This window comes from Polaribacter cellanae, from assembly GCF_017569185.1.
GTDB classification, from domain to species: Bacteria; Bacteroidota; Bacteroidia; order Flavobacteriales; family Flavobacteriaceae; genus Polaribacter; species Polaribacter cellanae.
On sequence record NZ_CP071869.1, the window covers coordinates 3,393,303 to 3,405,928 of the forward strand.

Sequence of the window (12,626 nt, forward strand, 5' to 3'; positions counted from 1 at the left end):
TTTTGTATATTTTTGATTCTTAATTAAAACCTAAGTTTTTAAGTGATTCATTTAATTGGTACATATGAATGTAAGGCAGATGCAAAAGGTAGGGTGATGTTTTCATCGGCTCTAAAGAAGCAGTTGCAACCAGTTTTAAATGAGGGTTTTGTAATTAAAAGAGCTGTTTTTCAACCATGTTTAGAGTTGTATTCGATAAAAGAATGGAACTTGATGATGGAAAAAATAAACAAACTAAACCGTTTCATAAAAAAGAACAACGATTTTATTAGAAGATTTACAGCTGGCGTAAAAATGGTGGAATTCGATGCGACTGGAAGAATTTTAATTCCGAAAGATTTGTGTGAGTTCGCTTCGATAAAAAAACAAGTGGTTTTGTCTTCTGCAGTAAATATTATTGAGATTTGGGACAAAGACAACTACGAAAAAGCGATTGACGATGCAGCAGTAGATTTCGCAGATTTAGCAGAGGAAGTAATGGGAAATACAGATTTCGATGAATTATCATAATCCAGTTTTATTACAAGAAAGCGTAGATGCATTGGCTATCAAAGAAGATGGTGTGTATGTAGATGTTACATTTGGTGGTGGAGGTCATTCTAAAGAAATTTTAAAAAGATTAGGAGAGCAAGGAAGGTTGTTTGGTTTCGATCAAGATTCAGATGCTTTAGAAAATGTAATTGATGATGCGCGTTTTACTTTAATTCCAGAGAATTTTAGGTACATATCAAGATTTTTAAGGTTTCATAGAGTTCGTAAAGTAGATGGAGTTTTAGCAGATTTAGGGGTTTCTTCTCATCAATTTAATGAAGCAGAAAGAGGGTTTTCAACTCGTTTTAATGGTGATTTGGATATGAGAATGAATCAGAAATCAAAAGTTTCTGCACAAGAAATTATCAATACATATTCGGAAGAGAAATTGGCAAATATTCTGTTTATGTATGGCGAATTGAGAAATTCGAGAAACTTGGCAAAAACCATTGTAGAGGAAAGAGAGAAAGAAAAAATTGAAACGAGTTTTCAGTTAAAGCAAATTTTAAAACGCTATTTACCAAACGCAAAAGAGCATAAAATATTGGCTCAAATTTTTCAGGCGATTAGAATAGAGGTAAATGAAGAATTAGATGTTTTAAAAGAATTTTTAGAGCAAATACCAAATTTATTAAAAGAAGATGGTAGGTTGAGTGTAATTTCTTACCATTCTTTAGAAGATCGTTTGGTAAAAAGATTTATAAGAACAGGAATGTTTAGTGGCGAGCTCGAAAAAGATGTTTTTGGAAACACGAGTGAACCATTACAGAAAGTTGGAAAGTTAATAGTGCCTACCTCACAGGAAATTAAAACAAACAACAGGGCTCGAAGCGCTAAATTAAGAATTGCAACTTTAAGAGTTGAAAAGTAATTTTAAAGAAAAATGTCTAAAGTTAGAAAAGGAATTTACGATTTTTTACGAGGCAGTTTTCTTACGGATGAATCTGCTTTTAAAAATTGGCGAATCATCATTTTTGTTGTTACGCTCTTGTTAATTATGATTTCTATGGGGCATAGTGCAGAAAAAAAAGTATACAAAATTTCTAAACTAAATAAGTTAAAAAGAGAGTTGAGGGCAGAGCATGTAGATGTTGGAACCATTTTAATGAGAATGAAAATGGAATCGAATATCAGAGAAAAAGCGAAAGTTAGAGGTTTAAAACCTTCACAAACCCCACCAAAAAAAATAAAAGTAATCTATAAAAAATAAACAAATTGGCAACTCATAAAAAAAGCATACTTACAAAATTCTACTTGGTAGCTAGTTTTATGACGCTTTTATTGTTGGCGATTATATTTCGTGTTGTAAATCTACAATATGTGCATGGAGATAAGTATAGGAAGCTGGCATCCGAACTTACAAGTAGAGCAGATACTATTTATGCAAATAGAGGAAATGTGTATGCTGCAGATGGAAATCTTCTAGCGACTTCGATGTCTAAATTTAATATTTATATGGATTTGGTAACTGTAGATAGTAAGGTTTTTGAAGAAAATATTGCAGACTTATCTAAAGAACTTTCTAAGATGTTAGGTCATTCTGTAAATTACCATCAATCGAGGTTGCGAAGTGCTAAAAATAGAAAAAAACGCTACTTTTTAATTGCAAGAGACATTGGTTACACAGATTATTTAAAAATGAAACAATTCCCAATTTTTAAATTGGGAGTGTATAAAGGAGGTTTTATAGCAAAGCAAAGAACAGAGCGTGCACATCCAATTGGTAAAATTGCAGAAAGAACAATTGGATATCACGATTTTAGAGGAGAAGCAGGTATAGAAGGAGCTTTTGCAGATTATATGCAAGGAGAAAATGGACTAAGATGGGTGCAGAAAATTGCGAAAAATCAATGGAAGCCAATTAGCGATTACAACGAAAAAGAGCCAACTGACGGCCAAGATGTAATTACAACATTAGATGTGAACATTCAAGATATTACACACCATGCTTTGTTGGCTCAGTTAGAAAATTACGAAGCAGACCATGGTTGTGCAGTAGTTATGGAAACTGCAACTGGCGAAATTAAAGCGATTTCTAATCTGGGAAGAACTTCCAAAGGAAAATATTTCGAAAAAAGAAACTATGCAGTTTGGGAAAGTCACGAGCCAGGTTCCACGTTTAAGTTGGCAAGTTTAATGGCGGCTTTAGACGATAAAAAAATAGATACCTCTACAGTTGTAGATACAGAAAAAGGGAAGATTTTTATTCATGGTTCTAAAGTAGAAGATTCTCACAGAGGTGGGTATGGAAAAATTTCTGCAGCGAGAGTTTTCGAAGTTTCATCGAATGTTGGTATTGTAAAATTAATTCAAAAATATTACGATCGCCAGCCAGAAAAATTTATTAAGAAAATAGCTTCTTATGGTTTTACAAAACCCATTGGTTTTCAAATTAAAGGAGAAGGAATGCCTGTGGTCCCAAAACCATCAGACAAAAGATGGAATAAAATTTCTTTAGAGTGGATGTCTTGGGGCTATGGAATTTCGGTAACACCAATGCAAATATTAATGTTTTACAATGCTGTTGCGAATAACGGAGTAATGGTAAAACCACGTTTTGTTAAAGAATTAAGAAGACAAGAAAAAACAGAAAAAGTTTTTAAAACAGAAATTGTAAATCCTCAAATAGCATCAAAAGAAACATTAAAAAAAATTAGAAAAGTAATGGAAAATGTAGTTATTAAAGGAACTGCAAAAAATATTTACTCTCCAAATTTTTCAATGGCAGGAAAAACAGGAACTGCTAAAAAGTTTTTGCCAAAGCATATAGATAAAAATGGAAAAACAATAAATGCAGGCTATTCAAACAAGCATTATGTAGCTTCTTTTGCGGGCTTTTTTCCAGCAGATAAACCTAAATATTCTTGTATTGTGGTAATACACGATCCAAAAAAGAAAAAAGGATATTATGGTGCAACAGTTGCTGGTCCTGTATTCAAAGAAATTGCACAGAAAATTTTTACAACCACACCAATCGACAATCAATCTGTAAATGATAAAGTTCAGTTTGTAGAAATTGACAAAGAATTTGCAACATACAATACAAAATTAAATAAAAATTATACAGAAGTTCCTAATGTAAAAGGAATGCCTGGAATGGATGCAGTTTCACTTTTAGAAAATATGGGATTAAAAGTGAAGATATCTGGCGTTGGAAAAGTAGAATCTCAATCTTTAAGAAAAGGAGAGAAATTAGAAAAAGGAAAAACAATCCGTTTAAAATTATCATAGTCTGAAAAATTTAAAAGACATATTATATAAAGTTTCTATAAATCAAGTATTTGGTGATACAAATATTGCGATAAAAAGTCTTATTTTCGATTCAAGAAAAGTTGAAGTAAATGACGTTTTTATAGCGCAAAAAGGAGTTTCTGTAGATGGACATTTGTTTATTGAAAAAGCGATTTCTTTAGGTGCAATTGCAATTATTTGTGAAGATTTTCCTGCTGATAAAAAAGAAGGCATCACCTACATTCAAGTTGCAGATGCAAATGAAGCTTTGGCAATTATGGCTTCTAACTTTTATAATAATCCTTCAGAAAACATCCAATTAATTGGAATTACAGGAACAAACGGAAAAACAACTGTAGCTTCACTTTTATATCAATTATTTAAAAAAGCAGGTTACAAAGCTGGTTTACTTTCTACAGTGAAAATTTTGGTAGATGAAGCTGAATTTAAGGCAACACACACCACACCAGATTCTGTGACCATAAACAGTTATTTAGATCAAATGATTGATGCTGGAGTAGAATTCTGTTTTATGGAAGTGAGTTCTCATGGAATTCATCAAAAAAGAACAGCTGGCTTAACTTTTTCAGGAGGAATTTTCACAAACCTCTCTCACGATCATTTAGATTATCACGAAACTTTTGCAGAGTATAGAGACGTAAAAAAGTCATTTTTCGATGCTTTACCAAAATCGGCATTTGCAATAACAAATATCGATGATAAAAATGGTGATTTTATGTTACAAAACACCAACGCAAAAAAAGTAACCTATGCTTTAAAAACGTTGGCAGATTTTAAAACAAAGGTTTTAGAAAAGCAACTTTCTGGAACTTTAATTTCTGTGGATAATACAGAAGTCTGGACAAAGTTAATAGGTGTTTTTAATATTTACAATTTAACAGCAATTATTGCAACTGCAGCATTATTAGGATTAGAAAAATTAGAAGTTTTAACCATTATTAGTAAGTTAGAAAGCGTAAGCGGACGTTTCCAATACATTGTTTCAGAAGACGGAATTACTGCAATTGTAGATTATGCACATACTCCAGATGCTTTAAAAAATGTGTTAGAAACCATTAACGATATTAGAACAGGAAACGAAAAACTGTATACAGTTGTGGGTTGTGGAGGAGATAGAGATAAAACGAAAAGACCTAAAATGGCTCACATTGCTTCGCAGTTAAGTAATCAGGTAATTTTTACTTCGGATAATCCAAGAACGGAAAACCCACAAACGATTTTAGATGAAATGGAAGCTGGAGTTTCTCCAGAAAACTACAAAAAAACAATTACGGTTTTAGATAGAAAACAAGCAATAAAAACAGCTTGTAAATTTTCTGAAACAGGAGATATTATTTTGATTGCAGGAAAAGGACATGAAAATTATCAAGAAATAAATGGTATTCGAACTCATTTTGATGATTTAGAGGAAATAGAAAAATGTTTCAATCAACTAAAAAGGAAATAGAATGCTGTATAATTTATTCGAATATTTAGAAAGTCAATTTAATTTTCCTGGAGCAAGTTTGTTTCAGTTTATCACATTTAGGGCAACAGCAGCTTTCCTATTGTCACTATTAATTAGTGCAATTTATGGAAAAAGAATTATCAACTATTTAAGCAAACAACAAGTTGGAGAATCGATTAGAGACTTGGGTTTAGAAGGGCAGGTTCAAAAAGCAGGAACACCAACAATGGGTGGGTTAATTATTATTTTTGCCACTTTAATTCCAGCGCTTTTATTGGCGAAATTAGATAATGTCTATGTAATAATTCTGCTAATTACTACAGTTTGGATGGGTTTAATCGGTTTTTTAGATGATTATATTAAAGTATTCAAAAAAGACAAAGGAGGTTTAAGTGGTAAGTTCAAGATTTTAGGACAGGTTGGTTTAGGAGTTATAGTGGGTTCGATGCTTTATTTTAATGATGATGTTGTTATTAAAGAGCAATTACCAGTAAAACAGCAAACTGTCCAAGAAAATGGAAAGAAAAAAGTATTTGGAGAAGCACATAAATCCACAAAAACAACCGTTCCTTTTTTCAAAAATAACGAATTAGAATATTCAAAAGCATTGAGTTTTTTAGGAGAAGATTACGAAAAATATGGGTGGATTGTTTTCATATTTATCGTCGTTTTTATTGTAACAGGAATTTCAAATGGAGCAAATCTAACAGACGGAATTGATGGTTTGGCAGCAGGTTCATCCGCAATTATGGTCGTTACATTGGCGGTTTTTGCTTGGGTTTCTGGAAACATTGTTTTCGCGGATTATTTAGATGTTATGTACATTCCGAATTCTGGAGAAATGACGGTTTTTATCCTTGCTTTTGCAGGAGCATTAATTGGTTTTCTGTGGTATAATACCTATCCAGCACAAGTTTTTATGGGAGATACAGGAAGTTTAACCATTGGAGGAATTATAGCTGTAATTGCAATTTCTATTCGAAAAGAATTATTGCTTCCAATTTTAGCAGGAATTTTTGTGGTTGAAAACTTATCAGTAATCCTACAAGTTTCGTGGTTTAAATACACTCGAAAGAAATTTGGAGAAGGAAGAAGAATTTTTAGAATGTCGCCATTACATCATCATTATCAAAAATTAAGTTATCACGAAAGTAAAATTGTAGTACGATTTTGGATTGTAGGAATTATGTTGGCAGCACTAACAATAGTTACTTTAAAATTGAGGTAAAATTCCCTCTTAATCTTCCCAAAGGGAAGAGATATTGTTGTGTTAATTTAATTGTGGAAGTGGATTGGGTGAAGTAGTAACCCAGAAAGGGTTTGAAACCCTTTCTGGGTTGAGCAAGGAGAATATGCTGGACAAGTAAAAAGAATAAGATTAAAAAGTAGAAAGAAAAAAAAATTACAAAGAAAGAATTGAAAAGTAAAGAACCACATAAACCAAAAAAGTTCTATCCTTTGGGAGAAAGAGGGGTTTTAGTAATTCTTGGTGGAGGAGAAAGTGGCGTTGGAACCGCAATCTTAGGGAAGCAAAAAGGATTTGATGTTTTTGTATCTGATAAAGGTGAAATATCAAAAAAATATAAAGAAGTTCTTTTACGTCATAAAATAGATTTTGAAGAAAAAAATCATACAGAAAGTAAAATTTTAAATGCAGATGTGGTTATGAAGAGTCCTGGAATTCCAGACAAAGTGGAGTTGATTTTAAAGTTGAAAGAAAAATCAATTCCAGTAATTTCAGAAATTGAATTTGTAGCTGAATTTACAGATGCTACAATCGTTGGAATTACAGGCTCAAATGGAAAAACAACAACAACATTGTTAACACATCATATATTAAAAAATGGAGGTTTAAATGTTGGAGTAGCAGGAAATATTGGAGATAGTTTTGCGCAACAAGTGGCAGAAAAATCGTATGAAAATTATGTGTTAGAATTAAGTAGTTTTCAGTTAGATGGAATTGAGAAATTTCGTCCACATATTGCCATAATTACAAACATTACACCAGATCATTTAGATAGGTATGAGTATGATTTTAATAAATATATCGAGTCAAAATTTAGAATAACAAAAAATCAAAAAGCAACCGATTATTTAATTTACGATGCAGATGACGAAGTAATAAATAGTTGGTTGTCAAAAAATAAAACAGAAGCAAAATTAGTTCCGTTTTCACTCGAAAAAGAGTTAGAATATGGAGCATTTATAAAAAATAAGAATATAATTATCAACCTTAACAAAGATAAAATTAATATGCCAACATCAGCTTTAATACTAAAAGGAAAACACAATACAAAAAACGCTATGGCTGCAGCTATGGCTGCACAATTATTAAAAGTAAGAAAGCAAACTATTAAGGAAAGCTTAGAGGACTTTGAGGGGGCAGAACATCGTTTAGAAAACGTTGCAAAAGTCTATGGAGTAGAATATATAAACGATTCTAAAGCAACAAATATCAATGCAACTTTTTATGCTCTAGAATGTATGGATAAGCAAACAGTTTGGATTGTTGGAGGTGTAGATAAAGGAAACGATTATAGCGATTTATTACCATTGGTAAGAGAAAAAGTAAAGGCAATAGTGTGTTTAGGCTTAGATAATGAAAAAATATTAGCGACGTTTGGCAATGTGGTTGATATTGTTGTGGAAACAGCTGGTGCAGAAGAAGCAGTTAAGGTGGCTTATAAATTGTCAGAAAAAGGAGATGCAGTTTTATTATCTCCAGCTTGTGCAAGTTTCGATTTGTTTGAGAATTATGAAGATAGAGGTCGCCAATTTAAAAAGGCTGTTAGGAGTTTGTAAAAAGAAACTCATTCCTCCCAAAATTTCGGGATTCCCAAAGGGAAGAGGTTAGTGAGTTTGAGGTAAATTAAAAAAAAGATAAAAATAAAACATACAGATAAACACAAGAGTGTTTCTCTCCTTTGGAGAGATTAAGAGAGGATTATGAAAACCATTTTTCAACATATAAAAGGAGATAAAACCATTTGGGCAATTGTTGCTGCTTTGGCAATATTCTCATTTATGCCTGTGTATAGCGCAAGTACAAACTTGGTATATGTAGTTGGTAATGGGTCTACTTTGGGCCATTTAGCAAAACATGCGGCTTTATTAATTTTCGGTTTTTTAATTATTTATGGAGTTCATAAAATTCCTTATCGATATTTTTCTGGAGGTTCTGTGTTAATGTTGCCAGTTGTATTTGTATTGCTAATTTTTACGTTATCTCAAGGAACCACAATTGAAGGTGCAAATGCCAGTAGGTGGATTCGTATTGGAGGTATTGGTTTCCAAACATCCACTTTAGCAGGGTTGGTTTTAATGGTATATGTAGCAAGGTATTTGGCTAAAAACAAAGAAAAAAAAATAAAACTTAAAGAAAGCTTATTGCAATTATGGTTGCCAGTAAGTCTATTGCTAATTTTAATATTGCCAGCCAACTTTTCTACAACAGCAATTATCTTTTTTATGATACTGGTAGTTGCATTTATTGGAGGTTATCCACTAAAATATATAGGAATTATTGTTGGAGCAGGAATTTTAGCATTGGCATTTTTTGTTTTAATAGCGAAAGCATTTCCAGATGCAATGCCAAATAGAGTGCAAACTTGGCAAAATAGAATCGAAAATTTTTCAGAACAAGGAGGTAAAGATGCTTATCAAGTCGAAAAAGCTAAAATAGCAATAGCAACTGGAGGTGCAATAGGTGTTGGACCAGGTAAAAGTGTTCAGAAAAACTTTTTACCACAATCTTCATCCGATTTTATTTATGCAATTATTGTAGAAGAATATGGTTTGGTTGGAGCCATTTTGTTGGTCGCAGTTTATTTTTTATTACTCTTTAGGATTTTTGTAGTTTTAAAAAAGACGACAACAATTTTTGGAACATTATTAGTTATTGGTGTTGGCTGCCCTATTGTTTTTCAAGCAGCAATTAATATGGCAGTTGCCACGAATTTATTTCCAGTTACAGGACAAACATTGCCACTAATTAGTAGTGGAGGAACTTCTATTTGGATGACGTGTTTTGCCTTAGGAATGATTTTAAGTGTAAGCGCTTCCAAAGAAGAAACAGAAGAAGATATTTTAGACGATAACCCTTTAGATATTTTGCATGAAACAATCGATTAATATATTAATTTCTGGAGGTGGTACAGGAGGGCATATTTATCCTGCAATTGCGATTGCAAATGAGATAAAATTGCGTTATCCAAATGCAAATATTTTGTTTGTAGGCGCAAAAGATAAAATGGAAATGGAAAAAGTTCCGCAAGCAGGATATAAAATAGAAGGCTTATGGATTTCTGGAATTCAGCGAAAAATCACCAGAAAAAATGCAAGTTTTCCTTTTAAACTCGTTAATAGTTTATGGAAAGCAAGAAGAATTATTAGAAGATTTAAACCAGATGTTGCAATAGGAACTGGTGGTTTTGCAAGTGGACCAACTTTAATTATGGCAAACAGAAGAAAAATACCAACGTTAATACAAGAACAAAATTCTTTTCCAGGAATTACAAACCGATTATTAGGAAAAAGAGTGCAGAAAATATGTGTTGCGTATGATAATTTAGAGCGCTTTTTTCCAGGAAATAAAATTATAAAAACAGGAAATCCAGTAAGGCAAGATTTATTAACGATTCATTCTAAATTACAAGTAGCAACCGATTTTTATCAATTGGATAAAAGTAAAAAAACATTATTGGTTTTAGGAGGAAGTTTGGGGGCGCGTAAAATAAATCAATTAGTAGAAAATAATTTAGTTTTTTTTGAAAAGCAAAATATTGAAGTCATTTGGCAATGTGGAAAACTGTATTTCGATGAATATAAAAAATACAACGACCATAAAAATGTGCAAGTGCATTCGTTTTTAAACAAGATGGATTTAGCTTATGCAACTGCAGATTTTATAGTTTCCAGAGCAGGTGCAAGTTCGGTTTCAGAATTATGTATTGTTGGCAAGCCAGTAATTTTTGTGCCATCGCCAAATGTGGCAGAAGATCATCAAACAAAAAATGCAAAGTTTATTGTAGATAGGCATGCAGCTTTAATGGTAAAAGAAAGTGAATTAAATACATTTTCTGTGGTTTTCGAAAGCTTGTTAAAAGACATTGGTAAACAACAAAGTTTATCAGAAAATATAAATGAATTGGCATTACCCAGTGCCACAAAAGATATTGTAGACGAGGTAGAAAAATTAGTATCCCATCTTTAGTCTTCCCAAAGGGAAGAAACACGATTGTGGGAAATTGAGAAAGAAAAAAAAGGTAAAAATCTTTAATGAAAGAAAATAGTTTAAATACAATCAATAGCCAAAAGGTCCTTCCTTTAGGAAAGGATTTAGGATGGGATTTTATTTTCTTCATCGGAATTGGTGGTATAGGAATGAGTGCAATTGCACGTTTCTTTGCTATGAATGGAAAGCAAGTTGCTGGTTACGATAAAACACCTTCGCAAATCACAAAAGATTTGGGAGATTTGGGTGTGGAAATTCATTTTGAAGATGCTGTAAAAAATATTCCGATTTCGTTTTTAGATCAAAAGAAAACATTGGTGGTTTACACACCAGCAGTTTCAAAAAATCATGCTGAATTGAATTATTTTCAAAATAATAATTTCACGATTTTAAAAAGAGCAGAAGTGTTAGGTTTAATTACTAAAACTACATTTTGCTTGGCTATTGCTGGTACACATGGAAAAACAACCACATCTAGTATTTTAGGACATATTATGGAAGAAGTAAAAGCCACTTCTTTTTTAGGCGGAATCTCAGAAAATTACAATTCGAACTTAATCTTAGGAGAAGATAAAATAAGCGTTGTAGAGGCAGATGAATTTGATAGGTCTTTCTTGAAGTTGAGTCCCAATATTGCTTGCGTAACTTCTATGGATGCAGATCATTTAGATATTTACGAAAAGCCAGAAACGTTAACAGAATCGTTTGTAGAATTTGCAAATAAAGTTTCAGACACTTTAATTGTTGCAAAAGGACTGCCTTTAAGCGGTTTGACTTATGCAATTGAAGAAAATGCAGATTATAAAGCCTTCAATTTAAAAATTGAAGAAGGAAAATATGTTTTTGATGTGCAAACACCATCAGAAATTATAAAAAATATTGAATTCCATTTACCAGGAAATCATAATGTTATGAATGCTTTAGCGGCATTAGCAATGGCAGATGTTTATGGTGTTTCATCAACAGTAATAAAACAACGATTAGGGAGTTTTAAAGGTGTAAAACGTAGGTTTTCATATAAAATTAAATCAGCAGATTTTGTGTTGATAGATGATTACGCACATCATCCAACAGAGATAAATGCAGTAGAAAATGCTGTGAGAGAAATGTATCCGAAAGAAGAAATTTTGGTGGTTTTTCAACCACATTTATTTTCAAGAACGAGAGATTTTGTCGACGATTTCGTAACTGCTTTATCAAAATTTGATGCAGTTTTATTGTTAGATATTTATCCAGCAAGAGAAGAACCAATTTTGGGAGTTACTTCCAATTGGTTGTTGGAAAAAATTGATGGCGCGCATAAAAAAATGACTCAAAAAAATAATTTAGTAAAAGATATTAAAAATTCGTCCGCAAAAATAGTGGTTATGTTGGGTGCAGGCGATATTGGAGTGTTGGTAAATGAGGTAACAAACGAACTTTTAAATCTTCCAAAAAATGAAGTTTAAAAGATTGCTAAAATATCTGTTGTTTGTAGTGTTAATAATATGTTTAACGTTTTTGTATAGTTTTTCTTCAAAGAGAAATAAACGAAAAAAAGTAACTAAAATTGAAGTTGAATTTGAGGCTGGAGACAATAATTTTCTAACACATGCTATGGTTAATAAATTGTTAATACAAAATAACACGACAGTGAAAAACCAAGCAAAATCTGTGATAGATTTATACAAATTAGAGAAGAACGTATCCAAAAATCCTTATGTGGAAAAAGCAGCAGTGTTTTTAAGCATAAATGGAGTGTTAAAGTCTACCATAAAACAACGTACGCCAATTGTAAGAATTGTTGCAGAAAACGATTCTTATTATGTTGATAAACAAGGGGTAAAAGTACCATTATCGAGTAATCACTCTGCAAGAGTTTTGCTTGTTTCTGGTGTAAAAAGCGAAGAAGATGTAAAAGAAATTTTGCCTTTGGTTCGCTATATTTTAGCAGATAATTTTCTGCAGAAAGAAGTGGTTGGAATTCAAAAATCTGACACGAATGAGTTTGAATTTTCCGTAAGAAGCGGCGATTATAAAATCGATTTTGGAAAATTAAGAGATGTTGAGGTGAAGTTTAAGAAGTTAAAAGCATTTTACAACACCACATTTAAAGACAAAACGATTCAAGAATATAAAACCATTAATGTAAAATATCACAACCAAGTTGTGTGCACAAAATAA

General features: G+C 32.0%; 11 protein-coding genes. All 11 read left to right on the forward strand.

Features of this window, described 5'->3' with window-relative positions:
• Nucleotides 1-42: 42 nt before the first annotated feature.
• A complete protein-coding gene (locus J3359_RS15185) occupies nt 43-510 on the forward strand; it encodes a division/cell wall cluster transcriptional repressor MraZ (protein WP_208077821.1) in 468 nt (155 codons plus the stop codon).
• On the forward strand, nt 497-1,402 hold the full coding sequence (gene rsmH, locus J3359_RS15190) for a 16S rRNA (cytosine(1402)-N(4))-methyltransferase RsmH (protein ID WP_208077822.1): 906 nt from the start codon (nt 497-499) through the stop codon (nt 1,400-1,402). Before J3359_RS15185 ends, rsmH begins: the two co-directional genes overlap by 14 nt.
• Nucleotides 1,403-1,414: 12 nt before the next feature.
• Nucleotides 1,415-1,741 (forward strand): FtsL-like putative cell division protein, encoded by a 327-nt coding sequence (locus J3359_RS15195; RefSeq protein WP_208077824.1) that lies wholly within the window; start codon nt 1,415-1,417, stop codon nt 1,739-1,741.
• Nucleotides 1,742-1,800: 59 nt separating this feature from the next.
• Nucleotides 1,801-3,762, forward strand: coding sequence for a penicillin-binding protein (locus tag J3359_RS15200; protein WP_208080499.1), 1,962 nt, complete (start codon nt 1,801-1,803; stop codon nt 3,760-3,762).
• Nucleotide 3,763: 1 nt separating this feature from the next.
• Nucleotides 3,764-5,230, forward strand: coding sequence for a UDP-N-acetylmuramoyl-L-alanyl-D-glutamate--2,6-diaminopimelate ligase (locus J3359_RS15205; protein ID WP_208080500.1), 1,467 nt, complete (start codon nt 3,764-3,766; stop codon nt 5,228-5,230).
• Between the two features lies 1 nt (nt 5,231).
• The gene (mraY, locus tag J3359_RS15210) at nt 5,232-6,458 is read left to right on the forward strand and encodes a phospho-N-acetylmuramoyl-pentapeptide-transferase (protein ID WP_208077825.1); all 1,227 of its coding nucleotides are present in this window, start codon (nt 5,232-5,234) and stop codon (nt 6,456-6,458) included.
• Between the two features lie 188 nt (nt 6,459-6,646).
• Nucleotides 6,647-8,032 (forward strand): UDP-N-acetylmuramoyl-L-alanine--D-glutamate ligase, encoded by a 1,386-nt coding sequence (gene murD / locus J3359_RS15215; RefSeq protein ID WP_243765935.1) that lies wholly within the window; start codon nt 6,647-6,649, stop codon nt 8,030-8,032.
• 144 nt (nt 8,033-8,176) lie between these two features.
• On the forward strand, nt 8,177-9,361 hold the full coding sequence (locus J3359_RS15220) for an FtsW/RodA/SpoVE family cell cycle protein (protein ID WP_208077827.1): 1,185 nt from the start codon (nt 8,177-8,179) through the stop codon (nt 9,359-9,361).
• On the forward strand, nt 9,345-10,442 hold the full coding sequence (gene murG / locus J3359_RS15225; protein WP_208077828.1) for an undecaprenyldiphospho-muramoylpentapeptide beta-N-acetylglucosaminyltransferase: 1,098 nt from the start codon (nt 9,345-9,347) through the stop codon (nt 10,440-10,442). The genes J3359_RS15220 and murG overlap by 17 nt, the downstream gene beginning before the upstream one ends.
• 65 nt (nt 10,443-10,507) lie before the next feature.
• On the forward strand, nt 10,508-11,911 hold the full coding sequence (gene murC / locus J3359_RS15230; protein WP_208077829.1) for a UDP-N-acetylmuramate--L-alanine ligase: 1,404 nt from the start codon (nt 10,508-10,510) through the stop codon (nt 11,909-11,911).
• A complete protein-coding gene (locus tag J3359_RS15235; protein WP_208077830.1) occupies nt 11,901-12,626 on the forward strand; it encodes a cell division protein FtsQ/DivIB in 726 nt (241 codons plus the stop codon). The genes murC and J3359_RS15235 overlap by 11 nt, the downstream gene beginning before the upstream one ends.